The sequence below is a fragment of the Nonomuraea sp. SBT364 genome (genome assembly GCF_001083785.1).
Taxonomy (GTDB): Bacteria; Actinomycetota; Actinomycetes; order Streptosporangiales; family Streptosporangiaceae; genus Nonomuraea.
This window is the reverse complement of sequence record NZ_LAVL01000172.1, coordinates 1-17,030: the sequence shown is the minus strand read 5'-3', so window position 1 is coordinate 17,030 and position 17,030 is coordinate 1. Positions and strand designations below refer to the sequence as shown.

At 71.5% G+C, this 17,030-nt stretch carries 14 protein-coding genes; 6 read left to right on the top strand and 8 right to left on the bottom strand.

What is annotated here, in order from left to right:
- From ADY59_RS51945 to ADY59_RS40185, 3 genes are all read left to right on the top strand, one after another.
- Window positions 1-1,330, top strand: a 1,330-nt coding sequence (locus tag ADY59_RS51945; RefSeq protein ID WP_053175588.1) for a hypothetical protein, incomplete at its 5' end; no start/stop codon positions are given.
- Entirely contained in the window at window positions 1,327-2,142 is an 816-nt protein-coding gene (locus ADY59_RS40190) for a transporter substrate-binding domain-containing protein (protein ID WP_049574333.1), read from the top strand. The genes ADY59_RS51945 and ADY59_RS40190, both read left to right, overlap by 4 nt.
- Before the next feature lie 93 nt (window positions 2,143-2,235).
- A complete protein-coding gene (locus ADY59_RS40185) occupies window positions 2,236-2,538 on the top strand; it encodes a hypothetical protein (protein ID WP_049574330.1) in 303 nt (100 codons plus the stop codon).
- Between the two features lie 52 nt (window positions 2,539-2,590).
- On the opposite strand, the gene rpoD is transcribed toward ADY59_RS40185, so the two are convergent.
- Both rpoD and dnaG read right to left on the bottom strand, forming a co-directional pair.
- Window positions 2,591-3,694 carry an RNA polymerase sigma factor RpoD gene (gene rpoD, locus ADY59_RS40180; protein ID WP_442937788.1) on the bottom strand — a complete coding sequence of 368 codons (1,104 nt, stop codon included), beginning with the start codon at window positions 3,692-3,694 and terminating at the stop codon, window positions 2,591-2,593.
- Between the two features lie 298 nt (window positions 3,695-3,992).
- Window positions 3,993-5,834 carry a DNA primase gene (gene dnaG, locus ADY59_RS40175; RefSeq protein WP_049574324.1) on the bottom strand — a complete coding sequence of 614 codons (1,842 nt, stop codon included), beginning with the start codon at window positions 5,832-5,834 and terminating at the stop codon, window positions 3,993-3,995.
- Window positions 5,835-6,048: 214 nt separating this feature from the next.
- Here dnaG and ADY59_RS40170 point away from each other — a divergent pair, with 214 nt between their 5' ends.
- The gene (locus ADY59_RS40170; RefSeq protein ID WP_049574339.1) at window positions 6,049-6,912 is read left to right on the top strand and encodes a M23 family metallopeptidase; all 864 of its coding nucleotides are present in this window, start codon (window positions 6,049-6,051) and stop codon (window positions 6,910-6,912) included.
- A gap of 6 nt (window positions 6,913-6,918) precedes the next feature.
- Here ADY59_RS40170 and ADY59_RS40165 read toward each other — a convergent pair whose 3' ends face one another.
- Window positions 6,919-8,139: a deoxyguanosinetriphosphate triphosphohydrolase gene (locus tag ADY59_RS40165; protein ID WP_156326038.1), complete on the bottom strand. Its 1,221-nt coding sequence runs from the start codon at window positions 8,137-8,139 to the stop codon at window positions 6,919-6,921.
- Window positions 8,140-8,221: 82 nt separating this feature from the next.
- On the opposite strand from ADY59_RS40165, the gene ADY59_RS40160 reads away from it, so the two are divergent.
- Window positions 8,222-9,733: a M48 family metallopeptidase gene (locus tag ADY59_RS40160; RefSeq protein WP_049574320.1), complete on the top strand. Its 1,512-nt coding sequence runs from the start codon at window positions 8,222-8,224 to the stop codon at window positions 9,731-9,733.
- 7 nt (window positions 9,734-9,740) lie between these two features.
- On the opposite strand, the gene ppdK is transcribed toward ADY59_RS40160, so the two are convergent.
- Window positions 9,741-12,404, bottom strand: coding sequence for a pyruvate, phosphate dikinase (gene ppdK / locus ADY59_RS40155; RefSeq protein ID WP_197094075.1), 2,664 nt, complete (start codon window positions 12,402-12,404; stop codon window positions 9,741-9,743).
- 311 nt (window positions 12,405-12,715) lie between these two features.
- On the opposite strand from ppdK, the gene ADY59_RS40150 reads away from it, so the two are divergent.
- Window positions 12,716-13,132 carry a hypothetical protein gene (locus ADY59_RS40150; RefSeq protein ID WP_049574315.1) on the top strand — a complete coding sequence of 139 codons (417 nt, stop codon included), beginning with the start codon at window positions 12,716-12,718 and terminating at the stop codon, window positions 13,130-13,132.
- On the opposite strand, the gene ADY59_RS40145 is transcribed toward ADY59_RS40150, so the two are convergent.
- From ADY59_RS40145 to ADY59_RS40130, 4 genes are read right to left on the bottom strand one after another with little or no spacing between them, the layout of a single operon-like run.
- A complete protein-coding gene (locus tag ADY59_RS40145; protein WP_063780933.1) occupies window positions 13,125-14,468 on the bottom strand; it encodes a sensor histidine kinase in 1,344 nt (447 codons plus the stop codon). The genes ADY59_RS40150 and ADY59_RS40145 overlap by 8 nt on opposite strands.
- The gene (locus ADY59_RS40140) at window positions 14,465-15,127 is read right to left on the bottom strand and encodes a response regulator transcription factor (RefSeq protein WP_049574313.1); all 663 of its coding nucleotides are present in this window, start codon (window positions 15,125-15,127) and stop codon (window positions 14,465-14,467) included. Before ADY59_RS40140 ends, ADY59_RS40145 begins: the two co-directional genes overlap by 4 nt.
- A gap of 10 nt (window positions 15,128-15,137) precedes the next feature.
- Entirely contained in the window at window positions 15,138-16,004 is an 867-nt protein-coding gene (locus tag ADY59_RS40135; protein WP_231619121.1) for a S1C family serine protease, read from the bottom strand.
- Window positions 15,983-16,924 carry a VWA domain-containing protein gene (locus ADY59_RS40130; protein ID WP_049574308.1) on the bottom strand — a complete coding sequence of 314 codons (942 nt, stop codon included), beginning with the start codon at window positions 16,922-16,924 and terminating at the stop codon, window positions 15,983-15,985. Before ADY59_RS40130 ends, ADY59_RS40135 begins: the two co-directional genes overlap by 22 nt.
- Between the last annotated feature and the right edge of the window lie 106 nt (window positions 16,925-17,030).

The following is a 17,030-nucleotide window of genomic DNA, read 5'->3' as shown; positions in this document are numbered from 1 at the left end:
TCGGCAGCGTCAGATTGGTATAAGAGACAGCATCAGGGTCCTGACCGGCGTCGCGGCGGCGGCACTGGCGCTGCTGTTCGCGGCGGTCGCGGCGGGCGGCGCGACCGCCGGCGACGGCCTTCGGGTGATCGGCCGCGACGCCGGCCCCCAGGTCGTCGCCACCGCCGGGCTCTACTTCGGGCTCAGCGACATGGACGCCCAGATCGCCGACGTGCTCGTGATGGGCAGCGGCGACGACGCCCGCCGCCAGGCCGCCATCACCCGGTACGAGCAGCAGCGCACGGTCGCCAACCAGGCGCTGCTGAAGGCGTTCGAGCTGGCCGGCGACGACCCGTCCGAGCGGCGCACGATCGAGTCGGTGCTGGACGGGCTGGGCCGCTACGAGCGGCTGGCCGCGCGGGCGCTGCTGCTCGACGAGCAGTCCGGGCACGCCGCCGGTCCGCCGCCCGCCGGCGTGGTGAGCGTCTACCGGGAGGCGACGGACCTGATGCGTCAGGTGCTGCTCCCGCAGGCGTACAACCTGACGCTGGAGAGCGGCACGATCGTGCGGCGCACCTACGACGACAAGACGGTGACGCTGCCCCTGCTCAGATGGGCGGTGGTGGCCGCCGGGATGCTGGCGATCGGCTGCCTGGCCTGGCTGCAGGTCTTCCTGGCCCGGCGCTTCCGCCGGGTGTTCGGCCCGGCGCTGCTGGCCGCCACCGTGGTGACGCTGGTGGCGATGGTGTCCGGGGCGACGGCGCTCCAGCAGGACCTCGACCACCTGCGCACGGCCAAGGAGGAGGGCTTCGACTCCATCGTCACCCTGGCCAAGGCCCGCGCGATCAGCAACAGCATGCAGGGCGACCAGAGCCGGTTCCTGCTCGACAAGGAGCGGGCCGACACCTACGAGCACACCTACCTGGACAAGGCGCAGCGGCTGCTCTACCTCGAAGCGGGCAACCTGGAGAACTACCACGCCGCCGTGACCAGGCGCGAGGAGAACTTCCGCGGCCTGCTGGGCCTGCAGCTCAGCGGCGACCGCGGCAGGGCCGCGCTCGACGCCTGGGTGAAGTTCCAGAGGGACGACGAGAGCCTGCGCGCGATGGTGGCGCAGGGCAGGGAAGGCGCCGCCGTCGCGGCCCGGCTCGGCCCGGTGCGCGACTCGTTCGACGCCTACGACAAGGAACTGGTGACACTGGCCGCCCGGCACCAGACGATGTTCGAGCAGGCGGTCGGCGCCGGCCAGGGCGCGCTGGACAACCTGTGGCGGCTGCTCCCGTTCGCGATCGGCGGCATCGGCGTGCTGCTCGTCGCCGGGGTGTGGCCACGGCTGAGGGAGTATCGATGAAGCGGCTGCTGCCGGTGGCCCTGGCCGTGATCGCGTTGCTCGCCGCCTCCTGCGGCGTGGGCGGCGGCGAGCGGGAGAGCATCCTGGACAAGGAGCGGCTCGTCATCGGCGTCCGCCCCGACCTGCCCCTGGTGGGCTTCCGCAAGCAGGACGGCTCGTTCGAGGGGTACGACGTCGAGGTCGCCCGCTACATCGCCAGGAAGCTGGGCAAGGACGTCGAACTGCTGGGCGTGCTGGCCGACGACCGGGACGACGTGCTGGTCGACGGCCGGGCCGACCTCGTCGTGGCCACGTTCACCATCAGCCAGGACCGCAAGGACACCGTGCTGTTCGCGGGCCCGTACCACATCTCCTACCAGGACATCCTGGTGCGGCCGGACGAGGGCGGCATCGGCAACGTGCGCGACCTCGCGGGCCGGCGCATCTGCGAGGTGACTGGCTCCAACGCGGCGCAGCGGGTGGTGGAGGAGCGCAAGGTTGCGGCGCAGGTGCGGCCGTTCAAGGACTACGCCGCCTGCATGGTGGCGCTGAAGGCGAACGAGGTCGACGCCATCACCACCAACGACGTCATCCTCGCGGGCCTGGCCTCGCGGGACGGCGGCGGGCTGCGCCTGGTCGGCACCCAGTTCAACGAGCAGCGCACCGGCGTGGGCCTGCACAAGGGCGATGTCGCCGGATGCGAGGAGGTCAACCGGGCGATCACCGACATGTACCAGGACGGCACCGCCGCGCGGCTGCTGAAGAAGTGGTTCGGCGACACCGGGCTGACGATCGGCAGGGTCGCCGTCCCGCAGTTCGAGGGCTGCTCGTAAACGTTGGTGCTCCAGCAGGGAGTCTCCGGGAGATCGGTCACGCTGAGTGGGCACTCTGTAGCGGTCAGTCGTCGGCGAAAGGAACACCGCTACATGCACCCGTTCACCCGAACCTCCCTCACCGCGGCCGCGCTCGTGTGCGGCGCCCTGGCCCCCGCGGCGCCGGCCCTGGCCGCGCCGGCGGGCAACGCGCCCGAGTGCGTGGCCGTCTGGCAGAGCACGGGCCGCGTCACCAAGACCGGCTACGCCCGCAACGACTGCGGCAAGCGGCTGCGGCTGAAGATCGTCTGGGCGCGCGGCACCGATGGCGCCTGCTTCACCGTCGACCCGGGGCAGACGATCTCCTCCCAGGTGCCGCGCGGCATCAGGACCTTCGACGGCGCCAACAGCTGCTGACAGCCTCGGGCCGGCGCCCCCGCGGGAGCGCCGGCCCGAGCGGCCGCACCTGTCAGTCCAGATAGTCGCGCAGCATCTGTGCCCTCGTCGGATGACGGAGCTTGGCCAGGGTCTTCGACTCGATCTGGCGGATGCGCTCCCGCGTGACGCCGAACTCCCTGCCCACCTCCTCCAGCGTGCGCGGATGCCCGTCGGCCAGGCCGAAGCGGAGCTGGATGATGCGCTGCTCACGGTCGGACAGCGTCGCCAGGATGTCGTCGAGCTGATCCTGCAGCATGATGAAGGCGGCCGCCTCCATCGGCACCACCGCGTCGGCGTCCTCGATGAAGTCGCCGAGGTCGGAGTCCTCCTCGCCGATGGGAGACTGCAGCGACACCGGCTCCTGGGCGATCCGCTGGATCTCCACGACCCGGTCGACGGGCAGGTCCATCTCCTGGGCGATCTCCTCCGGCACCGGCTCGCGGCCGAGGTCCTGGTGGAGCTGGCGCTGCACGCGGACGAGCTTGTTGATGGTCTCCACCATGTGCACGGGAATGCGGATGGTCCGCGCCTGGTCGGCGATCGCCCGGGTGATCGCCTGGCGGATCCACCAGGTGGCGTAGGTGGAGAACTTGTAGCCCTTGGTGTAGTCGAACTTCTCCACCGCGCGGATCAGGCCGAGGTTGCCTTCCTGGATGAGGTCCAGGAAGAGCATGCCGCGCCCGACATACCGTTTCGCTATCGACACCACGAGCCGCAGGTTCGCCTCGATGAGACGTTGTTTGGCCCGGGTGCCCTGCCAGACGAGCTCCCTGAATTCGGGGAAGGCCAGACGCGAGACCCCGTTGCCGAGCTTGTCCTCGGCGAACAGGCCGGCTTCGATCGACTTGGCGAGCTCCACCTCCTCTTCGGCTGTCAGCAGTGGCACACGGCCGATCTCCCGCAGATAGATACGGACCAGATCGCTGGTCGGCGCCCGCTTGCCTACGTCTTCCTCATCGGTGCGGGTGGTCTCCTCGTCGCCCTGGGGCTCGAGGACCTCCACACCGTTCTCGGCGAGCATCCGCACGACGCGTTCCAGCGCGTCAGACGGTAGCTCGGATCGGTCGAGCGCGGCTGCGACGTCATCGACGGTTACGCTTCCGCGCTCCCTTCCCTTCGCGACGAGGTCCGCCACCTGGTCTACGGATGGCGGTCCACTTGACAGCACCGATGCACCCACGGGAGACAGTCTGCAGTATTGCTTCCATAAAATGGCAGACCCATTTTTGGCACTGAAGGTAAGGGTGTCACCCTTACGGAATTGAGATCCCTTTAAGGTTTAGCCGGAGTTTGATCAGGAAAGTAAAGTCAATTACGCGTTGCGGATTGACGTGCCCGGCGTCCCCCCAGGCCGGGCACCGTGATCTGCCTGCCCGGACGGCTCCCGACGATTCCCACTCAACCACCCGGATTTACCGTGGTAAAAGGATCTTTCAACTTCCGGCGGCGCGATCACGCAGGACGCGGCGCTGCTGCTCCAAGGCGACCAGCTCACCGAACAGGCGGTTGTACTCCTGCTGCTCTTCGACCGGGTTGAGCCGCTGGATGCGCGACTTCACCTGGGCGATGGCCCGGTCGACCGCGATGGCCTCGATGGCGGCCAGCATGGCGGCGGCGTAGCGCTCCTCGGCGTGCGAATCGGCCTGGATCGCCTCCACGGCGAACCTGGTGACCAGCGCGCGTGCGCCCTCGGCGTGGGCGTGCTCCACCAGCCGGTCGACCCAGCCGCGCCCGCCCGGCCCGGCCGAGGCCAGGCCGCCCGCCGCCACGATGACCTGGTGCAGGGCGAGGTGCTCGGGGGCGGTGAACGCCTGCGGGTCGAGGGCGTCGAAGCGCGGCCCGAGCAGCGCCGGACGCTGCACCGCGAGCTTCAGCAGCTCGGCCTCCACCCGCACGTTGGGATCGACGGGCGCGGGCCTGGGGGCGCGCTGCGGGCGGCCCTGCTGGGTCTGGGCGGCGTCGGAGATGCGCTGGATGACGAACCGCTCGTCCATGAAGCCGAGCCACCGGTCGAGGTCGATCGCGTAGCGCTTGCGCAGCCCGGCGTCCTTGATCCCGGCCACGATGGGCGCCGCCGCGTCGAGCGCCGCGATCTTGCCCTCGTTGCTGCGCAGGTCGTAGCGGGCGATGGTGCTGCGGATGGCGAACTGGAACAGCGGCTCGCGCCCGGCGATCAGGTCGCGCACGGCCGCGTCGCCCTGCTTGATCCGCAGGTCGCACGGGTCGAGCCCGTCGGCCTGGACCGCCACGTACGTCTGGGTGACGAACTTCTGGTCGTCGGCGAACGCGCGCAGCGCCGCCTTCTGGCCGGCGGCGTCGCCGTCGAAGGTGAAGACCACCTCGCCGCGGAACTCGGCCTGGTCGAGCAGGAACCGGCGCAGGATCTTGATGTGCTCCTCGCCGAAGGAGGTGCCGCAGGTCGCCACCGCGGTCGGCACCCCGGCCAGGTGGCAGGCCATCACGTCGGTGTAGCCCTCGACGATGACCGCCTGGGCACGCTTGGAGATCTCGCGCTTGGCCAGGTCGAGGCCGTAGAGCACCTGGCTCTTCTTGTAGAGCGGCGAATCGGGGGTGTTGAGGTATTTGGGGCCGTCGTCGGCGTCGATCAGCTTGCGCGCGCCGAACCCGATCACGTCGCCTGTGGCGTCGCGGATCGGCCACATGAGCCGCCCGCGGAACCGGTCGATCGGCCCGCGCCGCCCCTGCTTGGCCAGCCCGCCCTTGACCAGCTCGTCGGCGCTGAAGCCACGCGCCATCAGGTGACGGGCCAGCGCCTCCCACTCGTTGGGGGCGTAGCCGACGCCGAACATCTCGGCGTCGGCCCGCTCGAAGCCCCGCTCGGACAGGAACCGCCGCCCGGCGGCCGCGTCGGGGCCGAACAGCTTGTCGGAGTAGAACTCGGCGGCGGCCTTGTGCGCCTCGATCAGCCGGGCCCGCTCCCCGTGGTCGCGCCGCGGCACGTAGCCGCCCTGCTCGTACTGCAGCTGGATGCCGGCCCGCTGGTCGAGCCGCTCGACGGCCTCGCCGAACGACAGGTGCTCGATCTTCTCGACGAACGTGATCACGTCGCCGCCCTCGGAGCAGCCGAAGCAGAAGAACATGCCGCGCTCGGGCGTGACGTTGAACGACGGGCTCTTCTCGTCGTGGAACGGGCACAACCCCTTGAGGTTGCCCCCGCCCGCGTTGCGCAACTGGATGTGCTCGCCGATCACGTCGGCGATGGGGGAACGCTCGCGTACGAGGGCGATGTCGACATCACGGATCCGGCCAGCCACGCGGTGAGTCTATTCGGCTCCCCCGACAGACTCTCCCCTCAGGCGAGCGGGACACCGTCCGGCACCCTCACACTCTGGTGACTGGACACCGTCCGGCACCCTCACACTCTGGTGACTGGACAGCATCCGATAGCGGGAAAGCTGTTATGAGAACGCCCCCCGTCGGCTACAAAGGTAAAGGTTGGGGTCGGATACGGTGACGCGGGTGGAGATCATGCGGAGCACACGGTGGGTGGCGGTGACGGCTGCCCTGCTCGCGGTGGCCGCGTGCAGCCCGGCGACCGGCGTCGCCGGCGTCAGCGCGCAGTCGCCGGCTTCGGCCGGCACGCCCGGCACGCCCGGCTCGGCGGCCGTGACCGCGACGATCCCGGCGCCGACGCCCGAGCGGCAGGCGTCGGTGCGCGCCCCCGAGGGCGACGACCCGGTGCGGGTGCCGCCGCCCAAGCTGTCCAAGTACACCTACACGTTCCCGGTCAGGGGCTGCAAGGTGACCTACCAGCGCAGGCTGCTGGTGCTGCCCAAGACGACGATCTGGGCGGCCGAGGGATGCGCGTTCGTGGCGCCGGTGAGCGGCGTCGTGGACGAGGTCAACACGCGCAACCGCTGGCTGCCGTCCACCGACGCGGGCGCGCACCGGGAGGGCAGGTTCGTCTCGATCATCGGCGACGACGGCGTCCGCTACCTCGGCGGCCATCTCGACGGCGTCGCCGACGGGATCAGGCCGGGCGTCCGGGTCTCCGGCGGGCAGTTGCTGGGGCAGGTGGGCAACTCGGGCAACGCCCGCGCCACCGGGCCCAATCTCTACTTCGCGATCTCCTGGAAGACCGGCCCGTCGCTGTGGTGGGTGCGCCGGGGCATGGTCGAGCCGTGGGACTACCTGGACGCCTGGCTGTCGGGCAACCGGACGCTGTCGCCCAAGGAGGAGACGCTAGCGCTGCGCGCCAAGCTGGGCGAGGCGCCGCGCTGCACGATCCTGTGCGCGTCGAAGAAGGCGCCCAAGGCCACGAAGTCGCCCAAGCCCGACGACGAGGACCCGTTCACCCTCAACCCGTCGGGCAACCCGGGCAGCCTGCAGTGACGCCGGTCAGCGCGTCAGCCGCCGGTGCCAGCTGACGGCGGAGGTGTCGGTGAGCGAGGCGATCTGGTCGATGACGACCCTGACCCGGGCCGCGTCGTCGCACGCCTCCAGGTAGGCGGGGCGGAGGGCGGGCTCCAGTGTGGCGGGCGCGCCCAGCGTGATGAGGGAGGCCAGCTCGGTGATCAGGTCGCGCTGCCTGGCCTGGGTGGCGTGGTGGTCCTCGGTGGTCATCACGTAGTGGGCGGTGATGCCCTTGAGCAGGGCGCACTCCAGCCGGGTGGTCTCCGGCACGAGCAGGTCGGCGCGGTGGCGCGGCCCGTACGCGCCGATGGTGGCGCTCTGCGCGGCGCGGCAGAAGCGGCCGATGAGGCCGCTGGTGAGGGCCTTGAGCCCGGCCAGGTCGGCGAACGTGGCCGCGAAGCGGCGTGGCCAGAGCGGCTCGGCCACCAGGCCGGCGAAGACCTCCTCCAGCTCGGCGAGGTCGGCGCCGGGCGCGTACCAGGTGCGGGTGATCTCGCACACCTGCGCGCGCTCGGCGGGTGACTGGAGCGCCTCGGGGGTGACGTGGCCGGAGTGCAGCGCGTCCTCCAGGTCGTGCACCGAGTAGGCGACGTCGTCGGCCCAGTCCATGATCTGCGCCTCGAAGCTGACCCGGCACTCGGGCGCCCCCTCCCTGATCCACCTGAAGACCGGCAGGTCGTCGTCGTAGACGCCGAACTTGGCCGACTTGTCGCAGGTCCACGGGTATTTGACGGAGGCGTCGAGCGCGGCCCTGGTCAGGTTGAGCCCGGCGCTGGTGCCGTCGGCGGCGATCACCTTGGCCTCCAGCCGGGTGAGCAGGCGCAGGCTCTGCGCGTTGCCCTCGAACCCGCCGCAGCCTGCCGCGAGGGCGTTGAGCGCGACCTCGCCGTTGTGGCCGAACGGCGGATGGCCCAGATCGTGCGCCAGGCAGGCCGTCTCCACCAGGTCGGGGTCGACGCCGAGGGTGGCGCCCATCTCCCTGCCGACCTGGCCGCACTCCAGCGAGTGGGTCAGGCGGGTGCGCGGCACGTGCTGGCCGCCGCCGAGCGTCTCGCCCGGCCCGACGACCTGGGTCTTGGCGGCCAGCCTGCGCAGCGCGGAGCTGTGCAGGACGCGGGCGCGATCGCGCTCGAACGGGCTGCGCTCCGGGTTGCCCGGCGGCTCCGGGACCCAGCGTGCCTGATCATGGGTGTCGTAGGCGGCCATAAGTGCAGTGATTTTATCCAGATTCCGGTCTCCGCTAGTGTCAAGCCTCGCGAGAACCCCCTTCCCCGGGAGCCCTCCCCTCATGACGACTGCGTTCCGGGCCGTGCTGGCCTTCACCCTGCTCGCCGGTTTCTACGTGCTGGTGGGCACGGTCGTGACGGCGGCGCTCGTGTTCGACGTGCTGCTCGTCATCGACTTCCACGCCAACGCTCTGCGGGCGGCGATCGTGCTGACGCTCGCCGCCGCGGCGCTCGTGCAGGCGCTGATCATGGTGAGCCGGCGGCGCGGCGGCGACGAGCCGGGCGTGGCGGTGTCGCGCGAGCACGAGCCGGTGCTCTGGCAGACGGTCGAGGACCTGGCCCGCCGGGTACGCACCGCGCCGCCGGACGAGATCCGCCTGGTGCCCGAGGTGAACGCGGCCGTGGCCGAGGACACCAGGTTCCTCGGGCTGGTGGCCACCCGGCGGCGCATGTACGTCGGGCTGCCGCTGCTGCAGACGCTGACGGTGGACGAGATGCGCGCGGTGCTCGGGCACGAGCTGGGCCACTACAGCGGCTCTCACACCCGCCTGGGCGCGCCGGTCTACCGGGGCCGCGTCTCGCTCATCGCGACCGTCGGGCATCTCGGCAGGCACCCGATCATCCAGAAGGTGTTCGCCGTCTACGCCAAGCTCTATCTGCGCATCTCGCAGGCGGTCTCGCGCCGGCAGGAGCTGGAGGCCGACCAGCACGCGGTCGCGATCGGCGGCCGGCAGGCCATGGCGCAGGCGCTGCGCAAGATTCACCACACGGCGATCGCGTGGGACCTCTACACCGACGGCTACCTGGCGCTGACGGGGGCCGGCGGGTGCCGGCCCGCGGCGGTGTTCGGCGGCTTCTACTCGCTGCTGAACGACCCGGCCCGGCAGGCCGAGCTGGCCCGGCTGGGCGAGCAGCCGCAGGAGACGTCCCCGTACGACTCGCACCCGAGCCTGGCCGAGCGGCTGGCGGCGATCGAGCTGCTGCCGGAGCCGGAGCACGTGCCCGACCCGCGCTCGGCGCTGACGCTGCTGCGTGACGCCAACGTGGCCGCGCACGCCGTCGAGGAGTCGATGTGGACGCCGAAGGCGCTGACGGAGCTGCGGCCGGCGTCGTGGGACGAGCTCGTCGCCGAGGGCATGTACGCGGTCCGCAACGCGGGCGCGCTGCACGACCTGGCGACGGCCGGCGGGCAGGTCATGGGGGCGAGCCGGCCCTACCTCGACGCGGCGTTCGAGGCCATCGCCCGGGGCAGGCAGGGCGAGCTGGAGGAGCGGCTGCGCGCCTCCGGCTGGGAGTCGGAGGGGCCGGTGCTGGCCACCGTGCTGAGGCTGGCGCTGGAGGCGGTGCTCATCCAGCACGGCCAGGCCCGCTGGTCGCTGTCGTGGGGAGGCCCGGCCAAGCTGCTCTACGACGACGGCGAGGAGGCGGCGCTGGCCGAGTACGCGGCCCAGGTCGCCGCCAACCCGGCCGCCGTCACCGGCCTGCGGTCCTGGCTCGGCGACCAGGGCGTGCCCCACGACTACGTCCCGCCGGGCGCCGAGCAGGCTGTACCGGCGCCCGTGGCGCCGGTCTGATACCCGGCTAGCGCGAGTCGGACTCGCTGTCGCTCAGCGCCGCGCGGCCCGCTTCCAGGCGGGCCACCGGGATGCGGAACGGCGAGCACGAGACGTAGTCGAGCCCGATGTCGTGGCAGAAGTGCACCGAGTCAGGGTCGCCGCCGTGCTCGCCGCAGATGCCGACCTTGATCCCGGGCCGGGCCGCCCGCCCCTCCTGGACCGCCAGGGCCACCATCCGGCCGACGCCGTCGCGGTCGAGCGTCTCGAACGGGGAGACGCCGAAGATGCCCAGCTCCAGGTAGCGGGAGAAGAACGAGGCCTCCACGTCGTCCCGGGAGAACCCCCAGGCCATCTGGGTGAGGTCGTTGGTGCCGAAGGAGAAGAACTCGGCGGCCTCGGCCACCTGCCCGGCGGTGAGCGCGGCGCGCGGGGTCTCGACCATGGTGCCGATCAGGGCCTCCACACCGGCCTCGGCGAGGATCGCGGCGGCTTCCTCGCGGACGGCCTCCAGTTCCTGTACGGCGGCGACGAGCGGGATCATGATCTCCGGCCTGGCTCCCGGCACCTCGCGGGCCGCCTGGGCGATGGCCCGTACCTGCATGGCGAACAGCCCGGGGATGACCAGGCCGAGCCGTACGCCGCGCAGGCCGAGCATGGGGTTCTGCTCGTGCAGTCTCTTGACGGCGGCCAGCAGGGCGCGGTCCTTGTCGGTGGCCTCGCCGGTGGCGGCCTTGACCGACAGCTCCACCATGTCGGGCAGGAACTCGTGCAGCGGCGGGTCGATGAGCCGGATCGTCACCGGCAGCCCGTCCATCCCCCGGAAGATCTCCGCGAAGTCGGCCTTCTGGAGCGGCTCCAGCGCGTCGAGCGCGGCCTGGCGCTCCTCGTCGCCGGAGGCCAGCACCAGGTCCTCCACGAGCTGCCTGCGCTCGCCGAGGAACATGTGCTCGGTGCGGCACAGCCCGACGCCCTCGGCGCCGAAGCGACGGGCGCGGGCGGAGTCGTCCGGGGTGTCGGCGTTGGCCCGCACGCCCAGGCGGCGCACGGAGTCGGCGTGCCGCATGATCCGGTCGACGGCCGCGACGAGGTCGTCCTCCGGCTGTCCCTGACGGTCGCGCCCCCGGCTCCGCGTCGCGCCCTCGAAGTACTCGACCACGGCCGAGTCGACGACGGGCACCTCGCCGAGGTAGATCTCGCCGCTGCTGCCGTCGATGGAGATCACGTCGCCTTCGGAGACCACGACGCCGCCGGGAGCGGTGAAACGGCCCTCGGAGACGGACACGTCGAGCTCCTCGGCGCCGCACACGCAGGTCTTGCCCATGCCGCGGGCGACCACGGCCGCGTGCGAGGTCTTGCCGCCGCGGCTGGTCAGGATGCCCCGGGCGGCGATCATGCCGGACAGGTCGTCGGGGTTGGTCTCGCGGCGCACCAGGATCACGTCCTCGCCCCGGCCGGCCAGCTCGACGGCCCGCTCGGAGGAGAACACCGCCTGGCCGACGGCCGCGCCGGGCGAGGCGTTCATGCCCTTGGCGATCTTCTTCTTCTCGGCGCCGCCGTCGAAACGGGGGAACATCAACTGGGCGAGCTGGTCGCCGGTGACCCGGGTGACGGCCTCGTCCATCGTGATGAGGCCCTGGTCGACGAGCTGGGTGGCGATGCAGAACGCGGCGGCGGCGGTGCGCTTGCCCACCCGGGTCTGCAGCATCCAGAGCTTGCCGCGCTCGATCGTGAACTCGATGTCGCACAGGTCCCGGTAGTGGTTCTCCAGCTTCGCCATGATCGCCAGCAGCTCGTCGTAGGAGCGCTTGTCGAGGCGTTCGAGGTTCTGCAGCGGGATCGTGTTGCGGATGCCGGCGACCACGTCCTCGCCCTGGGCGTTCTGCAGGTAGTCGCCGTAGATGCCCTGCCGGCCGGTGCCGGGGTCGCGGGTGAAGGCGACGCCGGTGCCTGAGTCGTCGCCGCAGTTGCCGAACACCATGGCCACGATGTTGACGGCGGTGCCGAGGTCGGCCGGGATGCGTTCCTGGCGGCGGTAGAGGATGGCGCGCGGAGCGTTCCACGAGTCGAAGACGGCCATGACGGCCAGCCGCATCTGCTCGCGCGGGTCGGCGGGGAAGTCGCGGCCGGTCCGCTCGCGCACGATGCCCTTGTACGTCTCGACCAGCGCCTGCAGCTCGCCCGCTTCGAGGTCGGTGTCCTGCCGGTCGCCCTTGAGCGCGTCGAGCGCGTCCTCGAACAACGCGCCGTCGATGTCGAGCACGGTCTTGCCGAACATCTGGATGAGCCTGCGGTAGGAGTCCCAGGCGAAGCGCTCGTTGCCGCCCGACTGTTTGGCCAGGCCGTGCACGGACTCGTCGTTGAGCCCGATGTTGAGCACCGTCTCCATCATCCCGGGCATCGAGAACTTGGCCCCGGAGCGGACGCTGACGAGCAGCGGGTCGTCGGCCTGGCCGAGCTTGCGGCCCATGCCGGCCTCCAGTGCGCTCAGGTGCGCGGCGACCTCGTCCTCCAGGCCGTCGGGCACGGCGCCCTCGGCCAGGTAGTGGCGGCACGCCTCGGACGTGATGGTGAACCCGGGAGGGACGGGCAGCCCCAGGTTGGTCATCTCGGCGAGGTTGGCTCCCTTGCCGCCGAGGAGATCCTTGAGATTCCTGTTGCCCTCGGTGAAGTCGTAAACGTACTTGGCCACCACAGCTCCAATCAACGCTTCTGACCGGGACTCTACCGGCGAAATTGATGATGAAACTGCACCCCTAGGATAAACCATCGTTTTCCCAGGTCAACACCGAAACAGAGGTCTAATCCACTCAATATTCGGCAAGCTTCGGCAATTGGTTTATACCAATGGTTCAAACCAATTCCCGAGTATCTACGACAACGTACGCCGAATCGGGTCACACCCCCTACGGGAGGCCCTCATGGCGGCCGGCGGCAGCAGTGTGATTGATCAGCCCCGTCTCCGCGATCCCACGGTGACCGGCGGCTGGGATCCTCAGCCCCGTGCTTTCCACGACACGCCGACTGACGGCCGCCGTCTGCCTGGCGGGAGCGGTCGCCTGCGCCGCCACGACCCCCCAGTCCGGGGAGCGCCACCATCTGACCGTGTTGCGTCCCGGTGACTGCATCGCGGAGGTCTCCGGCGACCTGCACGCGACGCTGGTGCCGTGCGGGCTGCCGCACGCCGCCGAGTTCTCCTCCATCTACGTGCTGCCCGAAGGCCCGTGGCCGGGTGAGACCGAGGCGATGCGCAAGTCCAGGGCGTGGTGCGCCGACAAGATGCGGGTCATCCCGTCGAAACGGCACCTCGTCGTGGCCACCGCCGTGCTCCCGCTGGAGAACGAGTGGCCGAAGCACCGCACCGCCTACTGCATCGCGGTGCCGCGCAAGGGGGAACTGGTCGGGCGGGTGCTCAAGTGAGCGGGTCCACCTCCGGCGCCGGGCCCGGCGTGGCGCCCCGGGCAGGCAGCCACAGCACGAACGTGGAGCCCCGGCCGACCTGCGAGAACACCGCCACCCTGCCGCCGTGCGACTCCACGATCTGACGCACGATCGCCAGCCCCAGGCCGGTGTGCCGATCCCGCCGGCTGGCCTCCCCGCGCCAGAACCTGTCGAACACCCGCGCCTGATCGGCCTCCGCCAGCCCCGGGCCGTCGTCCCGCACCGCCACCCACAGCCATCCGCTGTCCACGCCCTCCGGCCGGAGCCCGGCGGGAGCGCCGTCCTCGGACCGGCCGGGCTCCGGGTGGACCGACCGGCCAGGGTCCTGGCGGACCGCGCGGCGCAGGCGGGCCAGGCGTGACGGGTGGCCGGTCGCCGAGCCGTCGTCCATGAGCTCGGAGGCGCTCCAGGGGGCGCCCCAGCGGCCGGCGCCGACACGGACGTGACCGCCCGGCGCGGTGAGCCGGACGGCGTTGGACAGCAGGTTGGCCACCGCGCGGCGCAGCGCGTCCTGGTCGCCGGTCATCTCCAGGCCCGGCGCCAGCTCGCGGCTGATGGTGAGCGAGCGGGCCGTGGCCAGCGCGCCGTACTCCTCGCACGCCTCCCCCGCCACCCGCGCCAGGTCCAGGTCGGCGTCCGCGAACGCGGTGCCCTGCCGCCTGGCGCTAGCCAGCAGGTCCTCCACCAGCCGCGTCATCCGGGTCGTCGCCCGGTCCACGATGGCCACCGCGCGCACCCGCTCCTCGTCGCTGGCCTCCGGCGACAGGAGCACGGCGTCCACGTTCGCCCGGATGATCGTCAACGGGCTGCGCAGCTCGTGCGAGGCGTCGTCGATGAGCTGCCGCTGCGCCCGGAACGCCGACTCCAGCCGGTCCAGCATGGTGTCGATGGTGTCGGCGAGATCCTTCAGCTCGTCGTTCGGCCCGCCGAGCGTGATCCGCCGTGTCAGGTCCGTCGCCTGGATCTCCTCGGTCGTCCGGGTGATCGACCGGACCGGCCGCAGCACCCGCCCCGACAGCATCCAGCCGATCCCGAGGCTCGCCAGGAAGAGCGCGCCCAGCGTGTAGAAGGAGTAGTCGCGCAGCGTGTCCATGGTCCGCACGTTGACCGCGTTCTCCACCTCCTCCATGAGGACCACCTGGCGCTTGCCCAGGTACTCGCCATTCCGATACGCCTTGGCGACCTCCGTCGCGTACGAGCGCTGCTCGGTCGTCCGGGAGACGGCGTAGTAGATGCCGCCGAGCACCAGCGCCGCCAGCAGGAACAGCAGCCCCGAGTAGAGCACGGTCAGCCGGAACCGGATGGTGTGGATCATGCGGGCTCCCTGAGCCGGTACCCCCGGCTGATCACCGTCTCGATGAGCCCGTCCGCCTGCAGCTTGCGGCGCAGGTTGCCGACGGTCACCCGCACGGTGTTGGTGAACGGGTCGGTGTGCTCGTCCCAGACGTGTTCGAGCAGTTCTTCGCTGGAGACGACGTGGCCGGGCCGGGTCATCAGGTAGTGCAGCACCCCGTACTCCTTGGGGGTGAGCGCCAGCGACCGGCCGCCCAGCGACACCTCCATCCTCGCGGTGTCGATCCGCAGCAGCCCGACTTCGAGGACGGAGGTGCCGCCGGTGTCCCGGCGGAGCAGCGCGCGGACCCTGGCCAGCAGTTCGGGGAAGGCGAACGGCTTGACCAGGTAGTCGTCGGCGCCCTCGTCGAGGCCGCGTACGCGGTCGTCGAGCCGGTCGCGGGCGGTGACCATGATGATGCGCACGTCGTTGCCCGCGGCCCTGGCCGCCCGGCACAGCTGGAAGCCGTCGCCGCCGGGCAGGTTCAGGTCGAGCAGCACCAGGTCGTAGGTGTTGACCTGGAGCTTCTCCTGCGCCGCGGGGGCGTCGCAGGCGACGTCCACGGCGTATCCGGCCCGGACCAGGCCGACGCGCAGCGCGTCGACCAGGTCCTCCTCGTCCTCGACCACCAGCAATCGCATGCCTCGGACCTTAGTTTCGGATGATGCGTTCCGCGATGGGCGCGGCGCGGTCGATCGGGATGGCGAAGCCGATGCCGATGTTGCCGCCGCCTCGGCCCGCCGCGATGGCCGTGTTCACGCCGACGACCTCGCCGCGCGCGTTGACGAGCGGGCCGCCGGAGTTGCCGGGGTTGATCGAGGCGTCCGTCTGCACGGCCGTGCGGGCGGAGCCGCCGAGCCGCACCTCCCGGTCCAGGGCGCTGACGATCCCGGCCGTGACCGTACCGGACAGGCCGAGCGGCGAGCCGATGGCGAGCACCTGCTCGCCCACCGACAGCTCGGCCGAGCGGCCGAGCGTCGCGGGCGGGAGTGTGGCGAGGCCGTCGACCGCCAGCACAGCCAGGTCCTCGTCGTCGTCGGCGCCGAGCACCCGGGCCTCCAGCCTGCGGCCGTCGCTGAGCACCACGGTCACGTCGCTCTCGCCGCGCACCACGTGCGCGTTGGTGAGGATGTGGCCCCGGCCGTCCACCACGAACCCGGAACCGCCGCCGCGCCGCAACTCGATCGAGACGACGCTGGGCAGCACCCGGGCGGCGGTGGCGCTCATCCCGGGGAGGCTGCCCGCCGGGGCGGGCGCCGCCCTGGGCAGCGCGGCCGCCGGGGGCGGCCGCTCGCCGCCGGCGAACACCGCCGCACCGGCCAGACCGGCCGCGCCGCCGGTGACCGCCGCGACCAGCACGGCGGTGAGCAGCAGACGACCGCCCCGGAGCGGCGCGGCCGGCCTGGGCGCCGCCCGGACGCCGGGCATGACCGATGCGTCCGGACGTGTCAGGGGCGGCGTGACGAATTCCGGCCCGCTGGGCCTGCCGAGCCCGATCATGGCAGCCTCGCGAACCACAGCATCGAGGTCGCGGCCGCGAGCAGTCCCAGCACCAGCGCCGCCGCCACGAACCACTGCCAAATCTCCTGTCGCTCGGTCCGGTAGCCGACCGACGTGCCGATGTCCTCGTAGACGGCCTGCAGTTCGTCGCCGCTGGCCGCCTCGTAGAAGCCGCCTCCGGCGGTCCGCGCCAGGTCCTGCAGCGCGGGGCCGTCCACCGGGACCGGCACCTGACGTCCCTGCAGCTCGATGACGCCCTCCTGGGTGCCGTACGCGATGGTGGTGACGGGCACGCCGCGCGAGGCCGCCTCGGCCGCCGCCTCGGTGACCGTCCTGCCGGTGGTGCTGGAGCCGTCCGACAGCAGCACGATGTGCGCCGGCGGCGCCTCCTCCTCGGTGTCGAGCGACGCGATCGCCTCCAGCGACGCATGGACGGCCTCGCCGATGGCGGTGCCGGCGGACGTGGACAGCCGGTCGAGCGCGGTCACCACGGCCTGCCGGTCGGTGGTCGGCGGGACCGCCACGGACGCGTCCGACGAGAACGCGACCAGCCCCAGGTTGAACCGCTCCGGCAGCCCGTCCACGAACTGCCGGGCCGCCTGCCTGGCCGCGGTGAACCGGTCCGGCGACACGTCGGTGGCCTCCATGGACGCCGACACGTCGAACGCCACCATGATCGTCGCCCGTTCCCTGGGCACCCGCACCTCGGCCGTCGGCCTGGCGAACCCGACCACCAGCAGCACGAACACGCCCAGCAGCAGCGCGGCCGGCACGTGCCTGCGCCATCCCGGCCCGCGCGGGGCCACCTTGTCGAGCAGGTCCAGGTTCGTGAAACGGACGGCGTACGCGCTGCGCCGCGCCGACACCAGCACGTACACCACGGCGAGCAGCCCGACGGGCACGAGCAGCAGCAGCCACATCGGCGAGATCAGCGTCACGCCGCATCACCCCCTGCGGGTCCTTCGGAGGAAGGGGCCACCCGTCCCCCAGCAGGTCCTGCCAGGGGAAGGGCGGGGCGTCCATCCTCGGGCTCTTATACACATC

Bases quoted from the DNA above. Each gene is read 5' to 3' on its own strand.
- ADY59_RS40190 (WP_049574333.1), top strand. From the start codon at position 1,327: ATGAAGCGGCTGCTGCCGGTGGCCCTGGCCGTGATCGCGTTGCTCGCC.
- ADY59_RS40185 (WP_049574330.1), top strand. From the start codon at position 2,236: ATGCACCCGTTCACCCGAACCTCCCTCACCGCGGCCGCGCTCGTGTGC.
- ADY59_RS40170 (WP_049574339.1), top strand. From the start codon at position 6,049: ATGCGGAGCACACGGTGGGTGGCGGTGACGGCTGCCCTGCTCGCGGTG.
- ADY59_RS40165 (WP_156326038.1), bottom strand. From the start codon at position 8,139: ATGGCCGCCTACGACACCCATGATCAGGCACGCTGGGTCCCGGAGCCG.
- ADY59_RS40160 (WP_049574320.1), top strand. From the start codon at position 8,222: ATGACGACTGCGTTCCGGGCCGTGCTGGCCTTCACCCTGCTCGCCGGT.
- ADY59_RS40145 (WP_063780933.1), bottom strand. From the start codon at position 14,468: ATGATCCACACCATCCGGTTCCGGCTGACCGTGCTCTACTCGGGGCTG.
- ADY59_RS40140 (WP_049574313.1), bottom strand. From the start codon at position 15,127: ATGCGATTGCTGGTGGTCGAGGACGAGGAGGACCTGGTCGACGCGCTG.